This window comes from Actinocorallia aurea (assembly GCF_054783995.1).
This window is the reverse complement of sequence record NZ_BAAGPQ010000019.1, coordinates 112,692-135,466: the sequence shown is the minus strand read 5'-3', so window position 1 is coordinate 135,466 and position 22,775 is coordinate 112,692. Positions and strand designations below refer to the sequence as shown.

Annotated in this window: 22 protein-coding genes; 9 read left to right on the top strand and 13 right to left on the bottom strand. The window is 72.8% G+C overall.

The annotated features are described in order from the left end of the window. Positions 1 to 4 precede the first annotated feature (4 nt). The 7 genes from ACYVOM_RS23840 to ACYVOM_RS23810 all read right to left on the bottom strand — a co-directional run bounded on the left by ACYVOM_RS23840 (position 5) and on the right by ACYVOM_RS23810 (position 7,969). Positions 5 to 883, bottom strand: a complete 879-nt coding sequence (locus ACYVOM_RS23840) for an ABC transporter permease (RefSeq protein WP_460305694.1) — start codon at positions 881 to 883, stop codon at positions 5 to 7. Next, entirely contained in the window at positions 880 to 1,836 is a 957-nt protein-coding gene (locus ACYVOM_RS23835; RefSeq protein WP_460305693.1) for an ABC transporter permease, read from the bottom strand. The genes ACYVOM_RS23840 and ACYVOM_RS23835 overlap by 4 nt, the downstream gene beginning before the upstream one ends. A 2-nt stretch (positions 1,837 to 1,838) precedes the next feature. Further along, positions 1,839 to 3,449, bottom strand: coding sequence for an ABC transporter substrate-binding protein (locus tag ACYVOM_RS23830; protein WP_460305692.1), 1,611 nt, complete (start codon positions 3,447 to 3,449; stop codon positions 1,839 to 1,841). A 25-nt stretch (positions 3,450 to 3,474) separates the two neighbouring features. Further along, entirely contained in the window at positions 3,475 to 4,869 is a 1,395-nt protein-coding gene (locus ACYVOM_RS23825) for an LLM class flavin-dependent oxidoreductase (protein ID WP_460305691.1), read from the bottom strand. A 10-nt stretch (positions 4,870 to 4,879) separates the two neighbouring features. Beyond that, positions 4,880 to 6,070, bottom strand: coding sequence for a GNAT family N-acetyltransferase (locus ACYVOM_RS23820; RefSeq protein WP_460305690.1), 1,191 nt, complete (start codon positions 6,068 to 6,070; stop codon positions 4,880 to 4,882). Next, complete coding sequence (locus ACYVOM_RS23815) at positions 6,067 to 7,581, bottom strand: APC family permease (RefSeq protein WP_460305689.1); 1,515 nt, start codon at positions 7,579 to 7,581, stop codon at positions 6,067 to 6,069. The genes ACYVOM_RS23820 and ACYVOM_RS23815 overlap by 4 nt, the downstream gene beginning before the upstream one ends. A 310-nt stretch (positions 7,582 to 7,891) precedes the next feature. Next, positions 7,892 to 7,969: a putative leader peptide gene (locus ACYVOM_RS23810; protein WP_460305734.1), complete on the bottom strand. Its 78-nt coding sequence runs from the start codon at positions 7,967 to 7,969 to the stop codon at positions 7,892 to 7,894. Between the two features lie 174 nt (positions 7,970 to 8,143). Between ACYVOM_RS23810 and ACYVOM_RS23805 the strand changes: the two genes are divergently transcribed. The 4 genes from ACYVOM_RS23805 to ACYVOM_RS23790 all read left to right on the top strand — a co-directional run bounded on the left by ACYVOM_RS23805 (position 8,144) and on the right by ACYVOM_RS23790 (position 11,114). Beyond that, positions 8,144 to 9,007 (top strand): ABC transporter substrate-binding protein, encoded by an 864-nt coding sequence (locus ACYVOM_RS23805; protein ID WP_460305688.1) that lies wholly within the window; start codon positions 8,144 to 8,146, stop codon positions 9,005 to 9,007. Next, on the top strand, positions 9,004 to 9,855 hold the full coding sequence (locus ACYVOM_RS23800; RefSeq protein WP_460305687.1) for an amino acid ABC transporter permease: 852 nt from the start codon (positions 9,004 to 9,006) through the stop codon (positions 9,853 to 9,855). Before ACYVOM_RS23805 ends, ACYVOM_RS23800 begins: the two co-directional genes overlap by 4 nt. Further along, positions 9,855 to 10,598, top strand: a complete 744-nt coding sequence (locus ACYVOM_RS23795; RefSeq protein WP_460305686.1) for an amino acid ABC transporter ATP-binding protein — start codon at positions 9,855 to 9,857, stop codon at positions 10,596 to 10,598. The genes ACYVOM_RS23800 and ACYVOM_RS23795 overlap by 1 nt, the downstream gene beginning before the upstream one ends. A 72-nt stretch (positions 10,599 to 10,670) precedes the next feature. Beyond that, the gene (locus tag ACYVOM_RS23790; protein ID WP_460305685.1) at positions 10,671 to 11,114 is read left to right on the top strand and encodes a cupin domain-containing protein; all 444 of its coding nucleotides are present in this window, start codon (positions 10,671 to 10,673) and stop codon (positions 11,112 to 11,114) included. A gap of 10 nt (positions 11,115 to 11,124) precedes the next feature. Here the strand turns inward: ACYVOM_RS23790 and ACYVOM_RS23785 are convergent, their stop codons facing one another. Then, a complete protein-coding gene (locus ACYVOM_RS23785) occupies positions 11,125 to 12,678 on the bottom strand; it encodes an FAD-dependent oxidoreductase (protein ID WP_460305684.1) in 1,554 nt (517 codons plus the stop codon). 176 nt (positions 12,679 to 12,854) lie between these two features. Between ACYVOM_RS23785 and ACYVOM_RS23780 the strand changes: the two genes are divergently transcribed. Next, on the top strand, positions 12,855 to 14,207 hold the full coding sequence (locus tag ACYVOM_RS23780; protein ID WP_460305683.1) for a DUF7507 domain-containing protein: 1,353 nt from the start codon (positions 12,855 to 12,857) through the stop codon (positions 14,205 to 14,207). A 62-nt stretch (positions 14,208 to 14,269) separates the two neighbouring features. Here ACYVOM_RS23780 and ACYVOM_RS23775 read toward each other — a convergent pair whose 3' ends face one another. Continuing rightward, positions 14,270 to 15,061: an MBL fold metallo-hydrolase gene (locus tag ACYVOM_RS23775; protein WP_460305682.1), complete on the bottom strand. Its 792-nt coding sequence runs from the start codon at positions 15,059 to 15,061 to the stop codon at positions 14,270 to 14,272. Positions 15,062 to 15,197: 136 nt separating this feature from the next. Here ACYVOM_RS23775 and ACYVOM_RS23770 point away from each other — a divergent pair, with 136 nt between their 5' ends. Beyond that, a complete protein-coding gene (locus ACYVOM_RS23770) occupies positions 15,198 to 15,608 on the top strand; it encodes a VOC family protein (protein ID WP_460305681.1) in 411 nt (136 codons plus the stop codon). A 58-nt stretch (positions 15,609 to 15,666) separates the two neighbouring features. Beyond that, entirely contained in the window at positions 15,667 to 16,284 is a 618-nt protein-coding gene (locus ACYVOM_RS23765; RefSeq protein WP_460305680.1) for a glyoxalase, read from the top strand. A gap of 49 nt (positions 16,285 to 16,333) precedes the next feature. Here the strand turns inward: ACYVOM_RS23765 and ACYVOM_RS23760 are convergent, their stop codons facing one another. Then, positions 16,334 to 16,903 (bottom strand): hypothetical protein, encoded by a 570-nt coding sequence (locus ACYVOM_RS23760; protein WP_460305679.1) that lies wholly within the window; start codon positions 16,901 to 16,903, stop codon positions 16,334 to 16,336. 408 nt (positions 16,904 to 17,311) lie between these two features. Between ACYVOM_RS23760 and ACYVOM_RS23755 the strand changes: the two genes are divergently transcribed. After that, complete coding sequence (locus ACYVOM_RS23755; RefSeq protein ID WP_460305678.1) at positions 17,312 to 18,766, top strand: DUF2079 domain-containing protein; 1,455 nt, start codon at positions 17,312 to 17,314, stop codon at positions 18,764 to 18,766. Positions 18,767 to 18,795: 29 nt separating this feature from the next. On the opposite strand, the gene ACYVOM_RS23750 is transcribed toward ACYVOM_RS23755, so the two are convergent. Next, positions 18,796 to 19,446, bottom strand: a complete 651-nt coding sequence (locus ACYVOM_RS23750) for a response regulator transcription factor (RefSeq protein WP_460305677.1) — start codon at positions 19,444 to 19,446, stop codon at positions 18,796 to 18,798. A 17-nt stretch (positions 19,447 to 19,463) separates the two neighbouring features. Further along, entirely contained in the window at positions 19,464 to 20,591 is a 1,128-nt protein-coding gene (locus tag ACYVOM_RS23745; RefSeq protein WP_460305676.1) for a sensor histidine kinase, read from the bottom strand. 129 nt (positions 20,592 to 20,720) lie between these two features. On the opposite strand from ACYVOM_RS23745, the gene ACYVOM_RS23740 reads away from it, so the two are divergent. Next, entirely contained in the window at positions 20,721 to 22,223 is a 1,503-nt protein-coding gene (locus ACYVOM_RS23740) for an alpha/beta hydrolase (RefSeq protein WP_460305675.1), read from the top strand. A 77-nt stretch (positions 22,224 to 22,300) separates the two neighbouring features. Here ACYVOM_RS23740 and ACYVOM_RS23735 read toward each other — a convergent pair whose 3' ends face one another. Then, complete coding sequence (locus ACYVOM_RS23735; protein ID WP_460305733.1) at positions 22,301 to 22,771, bottom strand: GNAT family N-acetyltransferase; 471 nt, start codon at positions 22,769 to 22,771, stop codon at positions 22,301 to 22,303. Between the last annotated feature and the right edge of the window lie 4 nt (positions 22,772 to 22,775).

Here is a 22,775-nt window from a genome sequence, read left to right as displayed (position 1 = left end):
TCCTTCACGGGTTGAGGACGTCGCGCAGGCCGTCGCCGAGCCAGTTGAAGGCCAGGGCGACGAGCAGGATGGCGACGGCGGGGAACGTGGCAACTCCGGCGTTGCCGGTCACCAGGACCTTGGCGCCTTCGGAGATCATGCGGCCCCAGTCCGGATCCGGCGGCTGGATGCCCAGGCCCAGCGCGCTGAGGCTCGCGGTGAAGACGATGTTCACCCCGACGAGGCTGGTCCCGTAGATCACCACCGAGGAGACCAGGTTGGGCAGGACCTCGGTCCAGACGACCGCCGCTTCCGACGCGCCAAGGGAACGGGCCGCCTCGACGTAGTCCTTCTCCCGCTCGACCTTCGCCTCGGCGAAGACGATCCGGGTGACGTAGGGCAGCGCGGCGAAGACGACGGTGCCGATGAGGACCCAGGAGCCCGGCTGGAGGACGGCGGCCAGGGAGAGCGCCACGAGGATCACCGGGAAGGCGAACAGGAGGTCCACGACCCGCATGAGGGCGCCCGAGACGCGCCGTCCGGCGAATGCCGCGAAGAGCCCGAGCGCGGTCCCGGCCACGAGGGCGGCGGCCACCGCCGAGGTGGAGACCACCAGGGCGCCCCGGCCTCCGTGGACGACCCTGCTGAGCACGTCCCGGCCCTGGTCGTCGGTGCCGAGGAGGTGCCCGGCGGAGCCGATCGGCGCGAGCACGTTCTCGGCGTCGCCCGCGTTCGGGTCGTGCGGCGCCAGCCACGGGGCGAGCACCGAGACGGCCACCACGAAGGCGAGCACGAGGAATCCGAGCACGGCCTCCCGGTTGCGCAGGAAGCGGGCCGCGGCCGACCGGCGCAGCCGAGGCGGCGGGGTCTTGCGGACGGTCTCGTCCGCGAGGATCGCGCTCATGCTCCACCGTGCCTGAGCCGCGGGTTCAGCAGGTCCAGCGCGACATCGGTGACGAGGTTGACCAGCACGAACGTCACCGCGACCAGCAGGATGCCCGACTGGATCACCGGGTAGTCCGAGCCGGCGATCGCGTTGAGCAGGACGCTCCCGATCCCCGGCCAGGAGAAGATCGTCTCGACGAACACCACGCCGGTGATCACCGAGCCGACCGTCAGGCCGGTCGTGTTGACGATCGGCGGTAGGACGTTGCGGCCGATGTGCTTGCCGAGGATCGCGCCCCGCCCGAAGCCCTGCGACCGGTAGGTGCGGATGTAGTCCGACTGCTCGCTCTCGATCACCGCCGCCCGGACGAACCGGGCGATGATGAGCATCGAGACGAGCGACGCCGCGAAGGCGGGCGCGACGAGGTGCAGCAGCAGGTCGCCGAAGCCGCCGTCGCCGCGCAGGTCGTGCATGCCTCCCGCGGGCAGCCACCGCCACCGGACCGCGGTGAGCCAGATGATGATGAGGCCGAACCAGTAGATCGGCAGGTTGCTTCCGATCTGCACGAACAGCATCGCGATCCGGTCGGTGAGCCTGCCGTGCCGCAGGCCCGAGACGAACCCGATCGCCACCCCGAGGACGACGGTGAGCAGCGTGGACGCCGCGCCGAGGATCAGGGTGTTGCCGAACGCCGGGTAGACGAGCTCCGACACGGGGCTGCGGACGCTGAGCGAGATGCCGCCACCGTCGGTGACCAGGTCCTTGAGCCAGCCGAAGTACTGCGCCCAGGCGGGCCGGTTCAGGCCGTAGGCCTCGCGGATCTGCTCGATCTGCTCCGGCGACATCTTCTGGCTGAGCGCGCCCCTGATCGGGTCGGCCGGGCCGGCCTTGGCGATGAAGAAGACCAGCAGGCTGATGACGAACAGCATCGGCACCAGCCCCGCGAGCCTCCAGAGGATGCGGCGCGCCATGGTCAGTCCGCCACCCACACCGCGGACAGGTCGTAGTGGTCCTGCTGCGGCCAGACGAACCCGCCGACGCGCGGGGCGACCGCGTAGTAGCGGTTGAACGACAGCACCGGGATGACCGTCGCGTCCTTCGCCCACGTCTGGGCGGCGGCCTGCCACAGCTCCTTGGCCTTGCCGGGATCGGGGTTGTACGCGGCGGCGTCGATGGCCTTGAGGGTGTCGCCGCTGGTGTCGGAGTACTCGTCGCCGCCGGGGACCGCGACGTTGTAGTTGTGCGCGATCTTCACCCAGTTCGGTGCGACGTAGCCCCACTCGCCGAGGACCAGGCCGTCGGTCGGGGTGAGGTTGGCCGCGCGCGTGCCGAAGGTGATCCACTCGAAGGACTCGATCTGCGCGTCGATGCCGACGTCCTTCAGGCCCTGCTGGATGAACTCCGCGGTGGGCTGGCCGGTGGTGTCGCTGAGGATCTTGAACTTGATCTCGCCCGGCTCGTATCCCGCGTCCGCGATGAGCTTCTTGGCGGCCTCCGGGTCGAAGGGGTAGTCGACGGCGGCCGGGTCGTACGCCTCGTTGCCCTGGTTGATGATCGAGGTGGCGGCCTTGGCGTGGCCCTTGTAGATCTTCTCGGCGAGCTGCGCGCGGTCGATCGCGTGGATGATCGCCTGCCGGACGCGCTTGTCCTGGAGGTAGGTGTTCTTGAAGTTGTACTTGTAGTAGATGATCTGCGGGACGCCCTCGTTCTTCGGCACGTCGAATCCGGCCTGCTCCAGCGTCTGCACGGAGTCCGGGGGGACGCGGCTGATGAAGTCGACCTCGCCGCTGCGCAGCGCGGCCACCCGGCTCTGGTCGTCGCCGATCGGCTTGAAGATCACCTTGTCCAGGTGGGGGCGCGGACCCCAGTAGGCGGGGTTGCGCACGAGGGTCGTGTGGTCGCCGCGGACGCGCTCCTGGAACAGGAACGGGCCGGTGCCGACGGGATTCAGGGCGAGGCCGTCCTGGCCGTGCTTCTTCAGGGCCTCGGGGCTGAAGATGCCGGAGGCGGCGTTGCCGCTGTTGGGGATCTGGCGCAGGAAGTCCAGGAACGGGTGCTTGAAGGTGTAGCGGACCGTGTACTGGTCGACGACCTCGAACTCGTCGAGGTCGGCGTAGACGAGCGACATCGTCGCGGCGCTGACCTTGTCGTAGTACTCGAACTCCGGGTCGGTGAACCGGCGCACGTTGAACCGGACGGCCTCCGCGTCGAACGGGGTGCCGTCGGAGAACTTCACGTCCTGGCGGAGCTTGAAGGTGTAGGTCGTGGCGTCGTCGGAGACCTCCCACTCGGTCGCGAGCCTGGGGATGATCTTCGGCACGCCGGTGGGCGACGACAGGTCCTCGTCCACGAGCGTCTCGTAGATGTTGCGGTCGATCCGCCACGTCTCCCACGAGTACTGGCGGTTCGGGTCGAACTGCGTCACCTCCTGGTACTGCCCGACGATGAGGGTTCCGCCGTCGCGGGGCTGCGAGCCCGCGGCCGCCGCCCCTCCGGGGGAGCCTCCGCCGCCGCATGCGGCCAGCACCGCGGCTCCGGCGAGCCCGGCGGTCAGCGACAGGAAGGTGCGTCTGGTGGTGCTCATGACATCCGATCTTTCAGAGGGGTTGCTACGGCTGGTGGCTGCGGGCCGCGGCGGCGCGGCGGAAGGCGGTGCCCGGGTGGTCGGCGGGCAGGGTCGGGCCGGTGCCGAAGAGGGCGTCGCGGATGCTGCCGGGCGCGCCGCGCTCGCGGACGCGGCCTCGCTCGGCGAGTTCCGGGATGAGGTGCTCGGCGAGGTCGTCGAACGTGCCGGGAGTGGTGAGGTAGACGAAGTTGAAGCCGTCGACGCCGGTGGCCTCGGCGTAGGCCTCCAGTTCGTCGGCGACCCTCTTCGGGCCGCCGACCAGGACCTCGCCTCCGAAGCCGCTGAGCCCGTCGACGTAATCGCGCAGGGTGAGCCGCTTGCGGGCTTCGGGATCGGCGACGGCGGCGAGCACCGAGCGGCTCGCGTCGGTCTCGAACTCCTCGATCGGCCGGTCGAGGTCGTGGCCGGACCAGTCGACGCCGCTGAGCGCCGACAGCAGGACGAGCCCGCCGCGGGTGTCGCGGTACCGCCGCAGGTCGGCGGCCTTGGCCTCGGCGGCCCGGTCGCTCTCGTCGACGACGACGGTCACCGAGGTGAGGAACTTGATGTGCTCGGGCCGCCGCCCGTGGCCGACGGCCCTGCGGCGGACGTCGTCGATGTTCCGGCGCAGCGTCTCCGGCCTGGGGTCCGCGGCGAAGACGACCTCGGCGTTGCGGGCGGCGAACTCGCGGCCCGCCGTCGACGTCCCGGCCTGGAGGAGCAGCGGAGAGCGCTGCGGCGACGGCTCGACGAGATGCGCTCCGGGCACCGTGAAGTACTGCCCGGCGTGCTCGATGCCGTGCACCTTGTCCGGGTCGGTGAACAGCCCGCGCGCCCTGTCGCGGAGCACCGCGCCGTCCTCCCAGGAGCCCTCCCAGAGCTTGTAGACGACCTCCAGGAACTCCTGGGCGATGGCGTAGCGCTCGTCGTGGGCGATCTGGCGGTCGCGGGCGATGATGTTGCGGGCCGCGCTGTCCAGCAGCGAGGTGACGATGTTCCAGCCGATCCGGCCGCCGGTCAGGTGGTCGAGCGTGCTGAACTTGCGGGCGAGCAGGTAGGGGTGCTCATAGGTCGTGGAGACCGTGACGCCGAAACCGAGGTGCTCGGTCGCGGCGGCCATCGCGGAGACCACCAGGAGCGGGTCGGTCACCGGGGTCTGGACGGCGCGGGCCAGCGCCTCGCGGGCGCTGCCGCCGTACACGTCGAGCTGGCCGACGGCGTCGGCGATGAAGAGCAGGTCGAAGCCGCCCGCGTCGAGGCGGCGGGCGAGGTCCACCCAGTAGGACAGCTCCGGGTAGTGGGAGGTCCGGTCGTCCGGGTGCCGCCACAGGCCGGTGTTGCCGTGCGAGGCGGTCGACATGGTGAAGGCGGAGAGGATCAGGGGGTCGGGCCGGGTCATGCCGTGCCTTTCAGAAGACGGTTCCGGAGAAGGGCAGTGCGTCGGTCGCGAAGAGGGCGTCGGCGCGGCGCGGGGCGTCCGGGTCGCGGACCTCGGCACGGCCCGTCGCGGCGAGGTGCCGCCACCGGGTGCCGCCGAGGTAGGCGGCGGCGAGCGCCTCGACGCCGGCGGTGAGGTCCGGCGGCGCGAGGGTGCGCGCGACGCCCTTGGGGCCGATCTCGTAGGCGCCGTCGTTCGCGGGCAGCAGCGGGTCGCGGACGCCGACCACCACGGGCGCCGCGTCACCGAACTCCCGGGCCCGCAGGGCCGCTTCGACGTCGATCAGGCGCAGCCACGTCTCGTCGCGGGCGCCGCCGAGCGCGACGGACCTGCGGTCGGTGACGGCGAGCGGCAGCAGGTCGTCGAGGGCGAGCGCGTCGAAGGCGACGGTGTCGACGAGGTCGAGGGTGAGCAGGTGCCGCCACAGGCCGGCGCGGGCGCTCTCGGACAGGGCTACGAAGTCGGTGACCTGGACCGTCCGGTCGGCGCCGCCGAACCAGCCGCCGGTGTCGGCCGGGTGGTAGACGGCGTAGCCGTCGTCGACGCCGGCGGTGCTGTGCACCGCCGTGTAGTGCTGGACGCCGCCGCGCAGCCGCCGCCCGAGCGTCCACCAGCCTTCGGCTCGGTGGATCGCGCCGGTCCAGGCGGCCTGCTCGGTGATCTCGGCGAGCACGGCGTCGGGGGCGTCGTCCGCCAGCCTCACCGCGCCGCCTCCGGGGACCTCCGGACGCAGCCGCGCCTTCGCGAGGGTCACCCGCGCTGACTGCGCCGAGGACGCGACGCCGTATCCGAACCGCTCGTAGATGACCGCCTCGGACGCCCGCAGCGTGGCGACGACCTCACCCCTCCCGGCCGCCTCCGCGAGCTGCCGTGCGACGAGTGCGCTGACGATGCCGCGCCGCCGGTGCGTCGGCAGGACGCCGATGTGGGTGACGGCCGCGTGCGGCACCCGCGCGCCGCCCGGCACGACGAGCCAGCCGCCGTAGGAGTCCGCGCCGCCGACGACCTCGGCCCCGTCGAAGGCGCCCAGGTAGCGGCCGGGCTCGGTGATGCCGGTGGTGTCGACGCCGTGGAACGGCAGGCCGACCATGGCGCGCAGGAAGACGCGGAGCCCGGCGTCGACCTCGGCCTGCCCGTCGAGCGCCCTGATCTCGATGGTCATCGGTCGCCCGCCTCTCGGTGGCCGCCGCGGACGGCGTCGAGGATGCCCAGCTCGGCGAGGCGCTCCTGCTCGGCCTCCGACAGCGTCTGAATCGAGCCGACCCGTGCCGCGGTCTCGGGCCGGGTCGCCCGCAGGTGGAGGTAGCGGCCGAGGCCGACCAGGAGCAGCAGGAGGAACACGTAAGGCAGGTAGCGGTAGGCGCCTTCGGGGACCGGGACGAGGTTCTTGTAGATCACGTAGAGGATGCCGAGCGCGGCGAGGACCGAGACCGCCGCGCCGCCCGGGGACAGCGCCCGGATCCTGCGCAGCCACAGCGGCGTCGCGATCGCCACGAGGAGGTAGGCGAACAGGTAGGCGTAGCTGGAGACGATGCCCACGTAGACGTCCCACTGGAAGCGGCCCACGCTGTTGACGGTGCCGATCAGGCCGACGACGAAGCCGATGAGGCTGACGAGCCCTATCGCCACGTGCGGCGTGCGAAAGCCCGTGTGCACCCGTCCCAGCGCGCTGGGCAGCGCGCCCTCTCGGGCCAGTGTGAAGAGGCTGCGCGCGCCGGAGTTGATGACGGCGGAGGAGAACACGATCATCGCGGCGCCGAGCGACAGGGTGACGATGTAGTTGACCCACTCGACGCCCGCGTTCTCCGCGACGACGGGCAGCGGGGTGCTGTCGGCGTCGAGCGTGCGCGGGCCCTGGAATCCGAGTACCTCGGGATACGTCGCGAAGAGGTAGACGACGGCGAGGCCGAGGACCAGGCGCAGCACGGACCGCGAGACGTTGCGGTGCGCGTCGCGCGCCTCGTGGCCGAGTGAGGCGGCGCTCTCGAAGCCCGCGTAGGACCCGACCGCGGTGACCGCCGCGATGAGCGTCAGGTTGTCCCCGAGGTGGTCGAGGCTGAACTGGGCGGCGTCGAAGTTCGCGCCGTAATGCACGTAGGACGCGACGAGGATGACGGAGATCGCCAGCAGGGAGACGACCTCGAAGGCGAGCCCGGCCTTCACCGAGAAGCCGAGCCCCCGGTACGGGAGGTAGAAGGCCGCGGCCGAGGCGAGCACCAGCAGCAGCACCTTCACCGCCACGTGGTCGGTGTGCAGGCCGATCTCCTGGAGGAACGCGTTGAAGTAGAGGACGGCGCCGAGCACGCCGCCCGCGGCGAACCCGATGTACCCGAGGATCAGGGCCCAGCCGGTGACGAACGCCGCCACCGGCCCCAGCCCGTTGCCCGCGTAGGTGCCGAGCGACCCGGACGAGACGGTCCGGCGCGCCTGAAGGGCGATCACCGTCGCGATGAGGAAGACGAGGACGCCGCCGATGACGGCGGCCCACAGCGCGCCCTTGCCCGCGACGAGGAACAGCGATCCGGGCACGCCGGCGACGGCGACGCTGGGGGCCGCGGCGGCCAGGCCCTGGGCGAACACGCCGAGGCCGGAGACCGCGTTGGCGGGCAGTTCCCCCGCGTCGTCCCCGGGTGCCGGGGGTCTCGCGCTGAGCAGTGATTCGTCGGTGGTCATGGTGGGGCCTTTCGTTCTCGGGCACGGCGAAGACGGCTCACGGCGGAGACGGCTTGCGGGAGGGCGCGCTGCGGGAGCGCGTCAGAGGAGACCTCCGGCCCGGTCGTCAGGGCGCGATCGGTCGCGGGGGTCGGTGAGGGCGGGGCCGGGACACGGCTTCCGGGCGAGGTTCGCGGGCGGGTGGCCGGCGTCGGCGGCGCGCGGGGCTCGCCGGGCGGAGCCGCCTCCGCGACGCGGAGGCGGGAGTGGTCTGGGTCGGGAGGTCGTCATGGCCCGGTGAGCCGGTGGGCCGACTCGGTCCCCGAACGGCTCAGCCGGAACAGAGCGCGCTCGCCACGCGGCACAGGTCCACGTGGTAGCGGCTGGTCAAAGTCCCCTTAACTCGCACAAATGGAGCATAGGCAGCCCGGCCGCATGAAGTCAACTAAACCGGTAGGAATTACATGCTGTACTGCGGCGGGGCGGCCGGAGCGCCCGCGCGGCGGCGGGCGCGCGACGGTCAGCGCGATTAAGATCAGATGATTCCGCTAGAAATCGTGTGAAATACCGGCTGGAGGCTGCTTTGCCGCGTCGTCTCACCGTCCTGCCCGTGCTCGTGGCGCTCGTCGCCGCGGCGGCCTGCGCCCCGGCCGACGAGGCCACCACGGCGGCGCCTTCGGCGTCCGGGCCCGCCGCCTGCGCGAAGGAGAGCCTGCCGGTCAAGGCGTCAGGAAAGCTCACCATCGGCACGGACAAGCCCGCCTACGAGCCCTGGTTCTCCGGCGACGACCCCTCGAACGGCAAGGGGTTCGAGTCGGCCGTCGCCTACGCGGTCGCCGGAAAGCTCGGGTTCACCCAGGCCGAGGTCGAGTGGACGACGGTCGGCTTCGACTCCTCCTACGCGCCCGGCCCGAAGACCTTCGACTTCGACATCAACCAGGTCTCCATCAGCGAGGCGCGGGCCAAGGCGGTGACGTTCAGCGACGGGTACTACGACGTCGCCCAGGCCGTCGTCGGGCTGGAGAAGGGCGACTTCGCCTCCGCGACGGGCGTCGCCACGCTCAAGGACGCGAAGATCGGCGTCCAGGTCGGCACGACGTCGCTGACCGCCGTCCAGGAGCAGATCAAGCCGAGCGAGCAGCCACAGGTCTTCAACAACCAGATCGACGCGGTGAACGCGCTGAAGAACGGGCAGGTCGACGCGATCGTCGTGGACCTGCCGACCGCCTTCTACGTGACCGCCGCCCAGGTCGACGGATCGAAGATCATCGGGCAGCTTCCGGCCGCCGGCGGGACGCCCGAGCAGTTCGGGCTCGTCCTGGAGAAGGACAGCGCCCTCGTCGGCTGCCTGAACCAGGCGCTCGGCGAGCTGAAGTCGTCCGGCGACCTGGCGAAGATCCAGGATCAGTGGCTCGCCGCGTCGGCGGGCGCGCCCGTCCTCCAGTGACCGTCGTCTGGCAGAAGAGCGACCGGCAGCTGGAGCGCGAGCGGCTCCGGCGGCGCGCCGGGCGGCGGTCGGGCGCGGTCGCGACCGCCTCGACCGTCGCGGTGCTCGGGCTCGCCGGATGGCTCGTGGTGTCGTCGCCCGGCTGGCCGCGCGTCCGGGCGACGTTCTTCTCGTGGTCGGAGTTCACCGGCTCGTTCGGCGACGTGCTGAGCGGCTTCTGGGTCAACGTCCAGATCTTCCTGATCGCCGAGCCGCTCGTCCTGGTCGTCGGGCTCGCGGTGGCGCTGGCCCGGGGCGTGCGGACGCCCGCGTTCTTCCCGATCCGGGCGCTGGCCGTCGCCTACACCGACGTCTTCCGGGGCATCCCGACGATCCTGCTCGTCTACCTCGTCGGGTTCGGCGTCCCGGCGCTCAACCTGACCGGCGCGCCCTCCGACCCGATGACGCTCGGCGTCATCGCACTCGTCCTGTCGTACGGCGCCTACGTCGCCGAGGTGTTCCGGGCCGGGATCGCCTCGGTCCACCCGAGCCAGCGCGCGGCGGCCCGCTCGCTCGGGCTCGGGCAGGCGCAGACGCTGCGGTACGTGGTGCTGCCGCAGGCCGTCCGGACCGTGGTGCCGCCCCTGCTCAACGACTTCGCCTCACTCCAGAAGGACACCGCGCTGGTGGCCGTCCTCGGCGTCGTCGAGGCGCTGCGCCAGGCGCAGATCCACTCCGCGCTCACCTTCAACTACACGCCCTACCTCGCCTCGGCGCTGCTCTTCGTCCTGCTGACGGTGCCGCTCGCCCGGTTCACCGACTGGCTCGCCGCCCGCGCCGAGCGCCGCCGCGCTCCGGGAGCCCGCTGATGACCCTGCTCCGCATCGAGAACCTCTGGAAGACCTACGGGGGCCGTCCCGTGCTGCGCGGGATCGACCTCGACGTGGCACCGCACGAGGTCGTCTGCCTGATCGGGGCGTCCGGCTCGGGCAAGTCGACGCTGCTGCGGTGCGTCAACCTGCTGGACTCCGTCGACGACGGCGCGGTCTTCCTCGACGGCGCCGAGATCACCGCGGTGGACGCCGACGAGGACGCGGTGCGCCGGAAGGTGGGCATGGTCTTCCAGTCGTTCAACCTGTTCCCGCACATGACCGTTCTGGAGAACATCGTCCTCGCGCCGGTCAAGGTGCACCGCAGGCCTCGCGAGGCTGCCGTCGAAGAGGCCCGCGCCCTACTGGAGCGCTTCGGCCTGGCCGACAAGGCCGACGACTACCCGGACCGCCTGTCCGGCGGCCAGCAGCAGCGCGTGGCCGTCGTCCGCGCCCTGGCCTGCCGCCCCGAACTCCTCCTCCTGGACGAGGTCACCTCGGCCCTCGACCCCACCCTGGTCGCCGAGGTCCTCGCCCTGATCCGCGAGCTCAGGCACCAGGGCATCACCATGATCATCGCCACCCACGAGATGGCCTTCGCCCGCGAGATCGCCGACACCGTCTGCTTCCTGTCCGACGGCGTCCTCATCGAGCGCGGCGCCCCCGCGGACCTCTTCACCTCCCCCGAACACCCCGCCACCCGGGCCTTCCTCCACCACCTCCTCCCCACCGAAGGCGTCTGACGGGCTCGCGCCGCCGACCCGGGGCGACTAACCTGTCAAACAGGTAGGAATTATTCACTTAGTGAGGTGCGCGTGGAGGACGGTTTTCACCGGCGGCTCTACCAGGTGGCGGCCGGGGCCCTGTCGGAGCGGACCGCGCAGACCGAGGGGATGCGGCGGACCGAGGCGCTGTCGGGGACGACGGTCGGATCGGACCGGCTGTGGATGGGCCAGACGCTGGTGCTGCCTTCGGCGTCGTCGGGGAACCACCACCACGGGGCGTCGGAGACGGGCATCTACGTCGTCAGCGGGCGGCCCGAGTTCGTCTTCCGCGACGAGAGCGGACAGGAGGTCCGGCTGCGGACCGGGCCCGGGGACTACGTGTACGTCCCGCCGTGGGTCCCGCACCGGGAGGAGAACCCCGATCCCGACGAGGAGGCGCTGGTGGTCATCGCGCGCACCACGCAGGAGGCCGTCGTGGTGAACGTGGCGGACCTGACGTGGGTCGGGCCGGTCGCCCTCGGGGGCGGGGACTGAACCCGGGTCGCTAGGGCTCGGGCTCGTTTTCGGGGTGGGGGGTGCCGTCGAGGTCCACGGGGGTGAGCGGACGGGTGGCGGGGCCGTGCAGGACGGCGCCGTCGGGCGCGTAGCGGGAGCCGTGGCAGGGGCAGTCCCAGGTCTGCTCGGCGTCGTTGAACGCGACCAGGCAGCCCAGGTGGGTGCAGACGGCGGAGACGGCGTGCGGGCGGCCGTCGAGATCGCGGGAGACCGCCACGGGGTGGCGGCCGAAGTGGGTGACGCGGCCCTCGCCGGGACTGAGCGGGGCGGGGCCCTCGCCGGGGCGGAACGCCGCCGGGTAGTCGAGGGCGTAGTGCTTGGCGGTGTGCAGGCCGAGACCGGCGAGCGACCCGGCGGACCGCCGGATCGAGGAACGGCCCGGGTCGAAGAGGCCGGCGTACGGGGTGTCCGCGCCGGTGATGAGCTCGGTGAGCAGATGGCCCGCGACGGTGCCGTTCGTCATGCCCCAGAACCCGAAGCCCGCGGCGACCCAGAGGCGGTCGGTGAACGGGTGGTAGCGACCGATGTAGGGCAGGCGGTCCAGGGTGGTGTTGTCCTGGGAGGCCCATTGGTAGGGGAACTCCGCGATGCCGAACGCGTCGCGGCCCCAGACGGCCAGGCGGTCGAACCTGCCCTGGACGTGGTCGTCCTCACCGGGCGGATACCCCTCGCCGCCGACCAGGAGCACCGGGCCGCCTTCACCCGACGTCGCGCGGACCGTGTGGCCGCTGTCGGCGGAGATGTACATGCCGGGCGGCTCGGCCGCCGCGTCGACGGGCGCGGCCATGAGCAGGGTGCGCCGGGGCTCCAGCCGGGCGAAGTACAGGCCCCGGTCGAACACCGGGTAATGGGTGGCGACCACGACGTCGCGCGCCCGGATGTCCCCCACCGTCGTACGGACCGTCGTGCCGGACAGACCGGACAGACCGGTGGCCCGGACGCCCTCGTGGATGGTGCCGCCCGCGGCGACGAGCCGGCCGGCGAGCGCGCGCAGCCAGCGGCGCGGATGGAACTGGCCCTGTCCGGTGAAGCGGACCGCGCCCTCGACGGCGAACGGCAGCCCCGTCTCGGTGGTGAACTCCGCGGGCAGCCCCAGCGACGCCGCCGCCTCGGCCTCCTCGCGCAGTTTCTCGGCCGACGAGGCGGACTCGGCGTACACGTAGGCGTCGCGCCGCCGGAAGTCGCAGTCGACGCCCCATGCGGCGACGCGGTCGGCGATCCACTCGACGGCCCCGCTCTGCGCCCGCGCGTAGAGCTCCGCCTTCTCCCGGCCGAAAGCGCCGATGAGGTCCGCGTAGATCGCGTTGTGCTGCGCGGTGACCTTCGCGGTGGTGTGCCCGCTGACCCCTTCGGCGACCCGCGCGGCCTCCAGCACCGTCACCGACCGGCCCGCCCGCGCCAGCAGGTACCCGGCCGTCAGCCCCGCGATCCCCGCGCCGAGCACCACGACGTCCGCGTCGGCGGGCGGCCCGCCGTCCGCGCCGCCCCAGGCGGGCTCGCTCTCCACCCAGTACGACAGCTTCGCGATCCCGGCATCGGCCACCGCACACCCCCCGGATCTCCGCGGCCCTCTCCGCACCCCTTCCCCCGATATGCCGGGAAACGCTTCTCCGGCTTACAGTTCTCGCAGCCGCCGCCGCACGGTTGGGGATGGTCAATCGGGGGCCAAACTTCGGTGCGGGACGCGTCCGGGGCGTCGCGGGCGGGGATTGCGTCGGCGTGCACCTCAAGATCATTCACGTTTCCCGGATCGCGGCCGCGGCCGTGGTCGCCGCCCTGGGCGCGGCGGCGCTACCCGCCATCGCGGGAGGGTCTGCCGCCTCCGCCGCCCGGGTCGCGGCCCTCACGCTGACGAAGAGCGCCGACACCACCCGGATCACCGGAGTCGGCCAGATCGTCCAGTACACCTTCGCGGTCGCCAACAGCGGCGACGAGCAGGTCACCGCCGTCCTGGTCAGCGACCCGCTGCTGCCCGTCCTGACCTGTGTGAACAGCGTCGGCGGCCCGCTGGTCAACGGGTCGTTCTCCCTGGCCCCCGCCGCGACGGCCTCCTGCACCGCCCGGTACACCGTGACGGCCGCCGACATCGAGTCAGGCGACGAGCTGAGCAACACCGGGCACGTCGCGGGCACCGACCCCAACGGGCGGGGCGTCCAAGCCGACTCCAACACCCTCGTCATCCCCATCGTCGAGGACGATGGCGCCCTGTCGATCACCAAGAGCGCCGAACCGCTCCAGGTGCCGGGCGCGGGCTCCGTCGTCACCTACACCTTCTCGGTCACCAACACCGGCGACGAGCAGCTCACGGAAGGGGAGATCACCGACTCCCGGCTGCCGGGCTCCACCGTGTACGTCTGCACCGGGCCGAACGGCCGCGACTTCGACAACGGCGCGATCATCCTCGACCCGGCCGACACCGTCGAATGCACGGCCGAGTACACCGTGACCGCCGCCGACGCGGCCGCGGGGACCATCACCAACACCGCGACCGCCACGGCCGAGGACCCGGCCGGGCAGACCGTCACCGACGTCTCCGAGGCCGTCACCGTCCGGATCGCCGCCGCGCCCGGCGACGGGCTGACCCTGCGCAAGTCCGTCACCCCGCACCGGGTGCACCGGGCGAGGCAGCGGCTGCGGTACACGCTGCGGATCACCAACACCGGCACGACGGTCCTGAACGATGTGAGCGTGCGGGACTCCCGGGTGGCGACCGACGAGTTCACCTGCCGCATCGCGGACGGGCCCCGGCAGGAGCCCGGCGAGTTCTCCCTCCAGCCCGGCCAGACCGCCGTGTGCACGGCCCGGTACCGGGTGACCCGCGCGGACCTCCGGCACCGGGTGATCCGGAATCGGGCCCAGGCCACCGCCGTCAGCGCGATCGCGGGCCGCCAGGTCCGGTCGAACGTGGCGACCGCGGTCGTCCGCGTCGCGCACCGCCGCTGGCACCACCAGCACTGGCACCACGGGCAGTGGCACCACGGGCAGTGGCACCACAGGCCCCGGCACCACCACCACTCGTGGCTGAACGACGACTCGCGGCACGACACCGCGCCCGCCCTCTCCCGGCAGTAGCCGGACGGACCGACCGCGCCGGCCACCGGGGACTCCCCGGTGGCCGGCGCCGCGTTTCCCGCTCAGACGGTCACCGTGCGGGCGGCGCCCAAGGGAAGCCAGGTGTAGGGCCGGGCCAGCGGGGACGGGGCGTGGTCGAGGGCCTCGGTGATGGTCTCCTGCCCTTCGCTGAAGTGCTGCCAGCCCTCGTAGTGGACGGGCAGGACCGTGGTGGGCGCGAGGCCGTCGAGGAGGCGGAGGGCGTCATCGGCGCCCATCGTGTAGCGGAGCGGGCCCGTCTGCGGAAACCGGACCGCGCCCAGGTGGAGCAGCACCGTGCCGGGCCGAAGGGCGCGGGCGGCGGTGCGCAGCGCGTGGTGGACGACGGTGTCACCGGTGATCCACAGCGGCCCGTGGGCCTGCCCGGCCCAGGCGAGCGCGAAGCCGATGACGTCACCGCTGATCGGACGGCTCAGCGGCGGGCCGTGCCGGGCGGGCGTCGCGGTGAGGGTGATGGAGGGCTTGCCAGGAGCGGTCAGCACATGGGTGCCGCCGGGGCGCAGCCCGACAGTCTCCCCGCCCAGACGACGGGCTCCCGACGCCGTCGTCACGACGGTCCCGGCGCCCGGCAGGAGCGCACGCCCCGCGTCGTCGAGGTTGTCGGCGTGGTGGTCGTGGGTCAGCAGCACCGCGTCCAGCGGCGGCAGGTCGCCCACCGCGACGGCCGGACCCGTCAGCTTCCGCGACGACGTCCCCCACCCGAACCGGTAGGTCCGCCCGGGCGGGTCGAACGTCGGATCGGTGAGCAGCCGCCACCCTCCGACCTCGATGAGAACTGTCGGGCCGCCGATATGAGTGAACTTGACGTCGGTCATGTAACGCTCCGGGGGGTCTGTCGCCTAACGCGTGCCTCGAAGCTAGACCGCCGCCCCTCCCCCCGGCATCGGTCACCTGACTGCACCTCGGCACCGCCTACCCGGCGCCGCGCCCGCGCCGTCCTAGGGTTGGGGGGTGGACATCACCATTCATACGACCGCGCTGCCGCACGTCGACCCGGAGGAGTCGCTGGCGTTCTACCGGGACGCGCTCGAGTTCGAGGTGCGCAGCGACGTCGGGCAGGGGACCATGCGGTGGATCACCGTCGGTCCGGCGGGGCAGCCCGGGACGTCGATCCTGCTGGCGCCGCCCGCCGCGGACCCCGGGATCACCGAGGACGAACGGCGCGTCATCGCCGAGATGATGGCCAAGGGCACCTACGGGTGGCTGCTGCTCGCCAGCCGGGATCTCGACGGCACGTTCGCGAAGGTGCGGGACCGGGGCGGCGAGGTCGTCCAGGAGCCGACCGAGCAGCCTTACGGGACCCGCGACTGCGCGTTCCGCGACCCGGCGGGCAACCTGATCCGCATCCAGGAGGCGCGCTGAGCCGACCGGTCAGGAATCGAGAAGCCCCGGGCAGGGGGCCGAGCCTAACGTTGAGGACATGACCTCACTGGAAACCGTGATCCTCGAAGTGGCCGATGTCGAGGCCGCCGACCGTTTCTACACCGCCTTCGGCGTCGCCGACCGGGTGCGGCTGCGCGCCTCGACGGCGGCGACGTCGGGCTTCCGCGGCTTCACCCTGTCCCTGACCGTCTCCCAGCCCGCCAACGTGCGCGCCTTCTTCGACGCGGCGGTCGCCGCCGGGGCGACCGTGCTCAAGCCGGCCGCGAAGTCCTTCTGGGGCTATGGCGGCGTCGTCCAGGCCCCGGACGGGACGATCTGGAAGATCGCCTCGTCGTCGAAGAAGGACTCCGGGCCCGCCGCCCGGGAGATCGACGCGTTCGTCCTGCTCCTCGGCGTCGCCGACATGGCCGCGACCAGGGAGTTCTATGTCGGGCGGGGCCTGACCGTCGCCAAGAGCTTCGGCCGCAAGTACTGCGAGTTCGACAGCGGGCCCGTCAAGCTCGCCCTCTACGGCCGCCGCGCCCTCGCCAAGGACGCCGGCGTGCCGAACGACGGCGCAGGCTCGCACCGACTCGTGCTCACCGGCGCCGAGGCCCCGTTCACCGACCCGGACGGCTTCCCGTGGGAGGCCGCGTCCCTTACCCCCGCGCCGTGACGCCCGCGCCGTCGGCCGGTCCCGCGGGACCGGCCGACGGGTCAGCGCGTCAGGCGCCCGCGAAGTCCGCGGTGCGGATGGAGCCGTCGAGGCGGTCCACGCCGACCGTCGAGCAGCCGTAGGACGTGGCGACGACGCCGTTCTCGGGGACCGCGGTCAGATCGACCCGGCCGCCCTTCATCAGGCCGTCGGTGATCCCGCCCCTGCCGAGGGTGAGCGCGCTGAGGTCGCCCTTCCAGGTGGCGGCGGTGAACGCGGAGCGCTCGCCGGTGTTCCAGGTGATGGCGCCGCGCCCGGAACCGTCCCTGACGTGGACGTTCGCGTGGGTGACGTCGCAGGCCGCCTTCCCCGTCGCCTTGAGCGTCATCCGCCCGCTGGTGATCTTCGGATGCGCGACGGACTCGCACGCCTCCAGATCGATCGCCCCCGTGAACGTCGTCGCCTTCTCCCCCTCCAGCACCACCGACCGGATCGGCGGACTCACCTCCATCCGATAAGTCCCGGTGCACGACACATCCCCCAGCCGCACCCGCGCCTCCGCATGCCCCGGCGCGCCGAGCCCGACGACGAGCGGACCGGCCACCACAAGCCCGCCCCACCCCCACGAACGCAGCCCCATGAAAGCCCCTTCCCCTCAACTCTCGACCACTGAGGGTCCATCCCTAACGCCCCCCGCCCCCACCCCGAGCCCCTTCCACGATCCCCAAAGCCCCCCTTGCCCAACCTTTGCCCGACCACCCGCCTTTACACAGTAAGTTCCCGCCCGCCCAGCCGACCCCGCTGAGCTTCGACCGCGTCGTACACCACGACCTCGCTCGATGCGCCGCTGCCCGTCGCCGCTCGGGCATCCCCTCGACCGCCACAGCCCACTTCAAGTGGTCGTCACCCGTCGAGGTCGACCACATCGGCGACCACGCAGCCTCGCGCAGTGAGAGGTCGGGCTCGTCCTCCCTCGTGCCTTCCAGAGACCGGGTGAGCACCGGCTGTTTCGGGGGCGGCGGGGGTGGGGGTGGGCTCCCCTATGCTGGTGCGGCCCCCTGATCAGACGACGTCCGGAGTTGTCATCGCCAGCCGTCTCGTCCGCCGTGAGAGCGTCGGAATCCTGTGCTTCGCCGTCGGTACGGCGTTGGTGTACTCGCTGCTCGCCCTCGTGCGGTTCTCGACGGGGCGGACGCGGTCATGGGATCTGGTCATCTTCGACCAGGCCGTGCGCGCCTACAGCGGGTTCGGCGCGCCCATCACGCCGATCAAAGGGGTGCGGGCCGGGTTCGGGGTCGACTACAACCTGCTGGCCGACCACGTCTCCCCGATCATCGCGACGCTGGGGCCGCTCTACTGGATCCACGACGGGCCCGCGACCCTGCTCGTCGCGCAGGCCGTGCTGCTGGCGCTCGCGGTCGTGCCGCTGTGGGTCGTCACCCGGCGGATCCTCGGAAGCACGGCGGCCTGGTGCGCGGCGGTCGCGTACACGATCGCCTGGCCCGTCGCCGAGGCGCTGTGGGTCGACTTCCACGAGACCGCCTTCGCGCCCCTCCTGTACTTCTGGATGTTCGAGCGGTGGCAGGCGGGCCGGAGGTGGCAGGCGCTGGCGCTGTGCGTCCCGATCCTGCTCATCAAGGAGGACGCCGGACTCCTCGTCGCGGGGTTCGGGCTGTACCTGCTCACCCAGCGGGGCGAGCGCAGGTGGGCGCCCGCGTTCGTCGTCCCGGGGCTCGGCTGGGCGGTTTTCGCTTCGCGGGTCGTCGTGCCGCACTTCGGCGGCGACCCCGACTACTACTGGGGCTACGGCGGGCTCGCCGACTCCTTCTCCGGGATCGCGCTGAAGGCGTTCACGCACCCGTGGGACATCGCGACGACGCTCGTCACCCCCTCGACGAAGGCGTGGACGGTCCTCCTCCTGCTGCTGCCGTTCCTGTTCGTCTGCCTGCGCTCGCCGCACATCCTGGCGGCCGTCCCGCTGCTGGCCGAGCGGATGCTGTCCGACCGGTGGCCGAACTGGTGGAGCACGGACTTCCACTACAACGTGTACATCCTCGCCCCGCTCTTCCTCGCCGCGGTCGACGGCGCGAGCAAACTCCCCCGGCTGCGCGCCGCGCGTTGGTGGCCGCCCGCCCTTGTCGCCGCTTCCGCGGCCCTCCTCCCGACGACGCCCCTCCCCCACCTCGTCTCCCCGGCGTTCTACCGCACCCCCGACCACACGGTGGCCGCCAAGGCCGCCGCCGAGCAGATCCCCGACGGCGCCACCGTCGACGCCGTCAGCTCGGTAGGCCCCTACCTGTCTTCCCGCGCCGTCGTCCTCCTCTGGGACAGCGCCCCCCACCCCGCCGAATGGGCCATCGTCGACACCTCCCGCCTCCAGACCCCCTTCCAGGACCTCCCCACCCAGCAGAAGGCCGCCGCCGCGCTCCTCGCCCACTGCACCCCCACGTGGGAACGCGACGGCTACCAGGTCCTCGCATGCGACCGGACCGAGCTCCCCTGACGGCGCGTCGAGACGGCGCAGGACGCGGCTCAGCGGGGGTTGTCCTCAAGGTAGGCGAGGACGGCGCGGACTCGGCGGTGGCCGGAGTCGGCGGGGCTGAGCCCCAGTTTGGCGAAGATGTTGCCTATGTGCTTGTGGACCGCGTTGTCGGAGACGCGCATGCGGGTCGCGATGGCTGCGTTGTCGTGGCCCTGCGCCATGAGGGCGAGCGCCTCGCGCTCGCGGGGGGTGAGGGCGTCCAGCGGGTCGCCGGCGCGGCGTGCGATGAGCTGGGCCACCACCTCGGGGTCCATGGCGGTGCCGCCGGCCGCGACGCGGCGCAGCGCGTCGACGAACTCCGACACCCGGCCGATGCGGTCCTTCAGAAGGTAGCCGATGCCGCCGCGGCCGTCGGCCAGGAGCTCGCCCGCGTACTCGCGCTCGACGTACTGCGACAGCACCAGGACCGGGAGCGCGCCGTGCTCCCTGCGGGCCCGCAGCGCGGCGTGGATCCCCTCGTCGCGGAACGACGGCGGCAGCCGCACGTCGACGACGGCGATGTCGGGGCGGTGCGCGGCGACGGCGGCGAGGAACGACTCGCCGTCGGCGGCGACCGCCGCGACCTCGCAGCCCTTCGCCGCGAGCAGCAGTTCCAGCCCGCCGGCCAGCAGCACGTTGTCCTCGGCGATCACGACCCGCACGAAGCCTCCTCAGACGGTCACGGCGCGCACGGCACCCGGACGGTGAGCGTGGTAGGGCCGCCCGGCGGGCTGTCGAGGCGGACCGTGCCGTCCAGCGCCGCGACCCGCCTGCGGATCCCCGCGATGCCGGTGCCGCGCGCCTCGGCGGCGCCGCCCCTGCCGTCGTCGGTGACCTCGACGGCCAGGACGTCGCCCGCCCGCTCGATCCGGACGGCGGCCCGGGTGGCGGCGGCGTGCTTCGTCACGTTCGTGAGGGCCTCGGCGATCACGAAGTAGGCCACCGCCTCGACACTCGCCGGAAGCGCGCCCGGGTCGGCGAGGTCGACGCGGACCGGCACGCCCGAGCGGGCGGCGAGCGCCGCGAGCGCCCCGTCGAGCCCGCGGTCGGCGAGGATCGGCGGGTAGATCGTCTGGAGCACCGAGCGGAGTTCGACCATCGCCTCCTCCGCGGTCTCGTGCGCCTGGGCGAGCAGCGCCGCCACCGGGCCCTGATCGTCGGCGAGCGACTCACGCGCCAGGCCGAGTTGCAGCGCGATCGTCACCAGGCGCGCCTGCGTCCCGTCGTGCAGGTCGCGTTCGATCCGCCTCAGCTCCGCGCCGTGGGCGTCGACGACGCCGACCCGGCTCCGGGTCAGCACCTCGACGCGCGCGGCGAGTTCCTCGCGGGCCGGCCAGGCGAGCAGCACCACGCACATCCGCGCGTGCAGGCGGGCCGGCACCGGGAGCACCCACCTGGCCGCCGCGCCGAGGACGGCGATCTGGACAACGCCGCCCGCCAGCGCGGTCGGCCAGTCGCCGACCTGGACGTCGAAGACGGAGAAGAGGCTCGGGCGCGCGTCGAGCGGAAACGCCCACCAGAGCGTCAGGACGACGGCGGCGACCAGGAGGTTGCCCAGGCACAGCAGGGCCGCCAAGCCGAGCGTGAACCCCGCGCCGATGTGCGCGAGGGCCCAGGCGAGGTTCCGCCGGTGGGCCCGCTGCCCGCCGACCGGGACGCCGAGCAGCCTTCCGGCCCGCCGAAGGTGCCCTCCCGCCCAGCGCCGCGCGAACCGCGGCGCGAGCAGCAGCACGGGCAGCGCGAGGGCCGTGGCCACGGCGGTGCCGAGCACGCCCAGCAGGTAGGCCGAACCCGGGAACACCCGCATGCGCACCTCCCGTCGACGGGATCATTATTTCGCCCCCGGACCCCGGCGGGCACTACAGCAGGCTGTACCAACGCACGTGCGGCCCGCTGTATCGTGCGCGGGCCTCCTGCCGAACTAGCGTCCCCGGCCATGAAGTGGACCCGCAGAAGCCTCGTCCCGGCGCTCGCCCTGATCGCCGCGTCCGCCGCCGTCGTGCCCCTCGCCAGGGCAGAGAGCCCCGCACCGCCGCTGGAATGGAAGGCGTGCGCCCAAGGCTCCGACGACACCGTCGGCGGCGAACTCGACCGGGCGGGCGCGCGGTGCGCGGAACTCACCGTCCCGCTCGACCACGCCGATCCCGGCGGCCGCACGCTCACCCTCGCGCTGTCCCGCCTGCCCGCCGCCGACCGCGCCCACCGCATCGGCTCCCTGCTCCTCAACAGCGGCGGCCCCGGCGAGCCCTCGCTGGGCATGCCCCTCCCGGTGCGCGCCGCCATGAAGGACGTCGCCGACCGCTACGACCTGATCGGCCTGGATCCGCGTTTCGTCGGACGCAGCACCCCGCTCGACTGCGGCTGGCCCGTCGGCATGTGGATCCGCTCGGCGGGCCCGACCCGCGCCGGGTTCGACGAGCAGGTGGCGCTCCAGCGCGACCTCGCCGAGCGGTGCGCCGCCCGCCACGGCGACGTGCTCCCTTACGCCAACACACGCGACACGGCCCGTGACCTCGACGTCGTGCGCCGCGCTCTCGGAGAGCGCCGGATCTCCTTCCTCGGCTACTCCTACGGCGCCTACCTCGGCGCGGTCTACACCCAGTTGTTCCCCGGCCGCACCGACCGCGCCGTCTTCGACAGCGCGGGCGACCCGGACACGTGGGGTCCCCTGGCCACGCGGGGCACCGAGGACGAGGCGGAACGCGCGCTGCGCGGCTGGGCCGACTGGGCCGCCCAGCGCCACGACGCCTACGGCCTCGGCACCACGCCCGCCCGCGTGCTCGCCACCGTGAACGCGATCGTCGCCGCCGCGGAGGACCGGCCGCTGCGCGTCGGCGACCACGAGGTGGACGGCCAGGTCGTCCCCTACCTCCTGTCCACGGGTTCGGGAGACGACAGGCCCGAGGCCCGTGCGTCCTTCTCCGCCATGGTCCGGACCCTGAACCGGGCAGCGCACCGCAGACCCGCCGAGCCCGGCCCCGAACTCGACGGCCTCCTCGCGTTCGTCCTGACCAGCGCCGGATCCTCGGCGGCGAGCCCGACCGCCGCGATCGTCTGCGGCGACCGCGCCGCCCCCACCGACCCGGACTCCTATTGGACCGCGGTCCAGCGCAGCCGCGCCCGCCACCCCGTCTTCGGCCCGCTCAAGAACAACCTCTGGCCGTGCGCCTTCTGGCCGACCCGGCCGCGCGAACCGCTCACCCGCGTCGCCAACCGCACCCCCGCCCTGATCATCTCCGCGACCGGCGACACCGCCACCACCTACGCCGGCAGCCAGGCGCTGCACCGCGCCCTCCCCGGCTCCCGCCTCCTCACCCTCCGCGACACCACCGCCCACGGCCTCTACGGCGAATACGGCAGCGCCTGCGTGGACACCGCGGTCAACGCCTACCTCGCCACCGGCGTCCTGCCCCCTGCCGACCGGACCTGCGCCCCTTAGCCGCGACCTCGACCCGCGGTGGCCGCGTGGACGGGGCCGCCCGTCTACTCGACGCGCGGCCCCGTCCACGTGCCCGCTCACGGGCTCGGGCTGCGGTGCTCCAGGAGGAGGACGTCGCGCCAGCGGCCGTGGTGGCGGCCGAGGCGTTCGCGGGTGCCCACGACGCGGAAGCCGGCGCGTCGGTGGAGGGCCAGGCTCGCGGAGTTCTCGGGGAAGATCCCGGATTGGACCGTCCAGATCCCGGCGGACTCCGTGGAGGCGAGCAGGGCGGTGAGGAGGGCGCGGCCGACGCCTTGGGCGCGGGCCTTCGGGCCGACGTAGACGGAGTGCTCGACGACGCCGGAGTAGGCGCAGCGGTCGGAGACGGGGCTGACGGCGGCCCAGCCGAGGACCGCGCCGTCCGGGGCGAGGGCGACGAGACGGTGCGCGGGGAGCCGTCCGGCGTCGAACTCCTCCCAGGTCGGGGCGGTGGTCTCGAAGGTGGCGTCGCCCTCGTCGATGCCCGCCTGGTAGATGGCCAGGACGTCGGCGGCGTGCTCGGGGAGCATCGGG

Coding starts and splice junctions, on each gene's coding strand:
- ACYVOM_RS23840 (WP_460305694.1), bottom strand. CDS start 883: ATGAGCGCGATCCTCGCGGACGAGACCGTCCGCAAGACCCCGCCGCCT.
- ACYVOM_RS23835 (WP_460305693.1), bottom strand. CDS start 1,836: ATGGCGCGCCGCATCCTCTGGAGGCTCGCGGGGCTGGTGCCGATGCTG.
- ACYVOM_RS23830 (WP_460305692.1), bottom strand. CDS start 3,449: ATGAGCACCACCAGACGCACCTTCCTGTCGCTGACCGCCGGGCTCGCC.
- ACYVOM_RS23825 (WP_460305691.1), bottom strand. CDS start 4,869: ATGACCCGGCCCGACCCCCTGATCCTCTCCGCCTTCACCATGTCGACC.
- ACYVOM_RS23820 (WP_460305690.1), bottom strand. CDS start 6,070: ATGACCATCGAGATCAGGGCGCTCGACGGGCAGGCCGAGGTCGACGCC.
- ACYVOM_RS23815 (WP_460305689.1), bottom strand. CDS start 7,581: ATGACCACCGACGAATCACTGCTCAGCGCGAGACCCCCGGCACCCGGG.
- ACYVOM_RS23795 (WP_460305686.1), top strand. CDS start 9,855: ATGACCCTGCTCCGCATCGAGAACCTCTGGAAGACCTACGGGGGCCGT.
- ACYVOM_RS23775 (WP_460305682.1), bottom strand. CDS start 15,061: ATGACCGACGTCAAGTTCACTCATATCGGCGGCCCGACAGTTCTCATC.
- ACYVOM_RS23765 (WP_460305680.1), top strand. CDS start 15,667: ATGACCTCACTGGAAACCGTGATCCTCGAAGTGGCCGATGTCGAGGCC.
- ACYVOM_RS23760 (WP_460305679.1), bottom strand. CDS start 16,903: ATGGGGCTGCGTTCGTGGGGGTGGGGCGGGCTTGTGGTGGCCGGTCCG.
- ACYVOM_RS23745 (WP_460305676.1), bottom strand. CDS start 20,591: ATGCGGGTGTTCCCGGGTTCGGCCTACCTGCTGGGCGTGCTCGGCACC.
- ACYVOM_RS23740 (WP_460305675.1), top strand. CDS start 20,721: ATGAAGTGGACCCGCAGAAGCCTCGTCCCGGCGCTCGCCCTGATCGCC.
- ACYVOM_RS23735 (WP_460305733.1), bottom strand. CDS start 22,771: ATGCTCCCCGAGCACGCCGCCGACGTCCTGGCCATCTACCAGGCGGGC.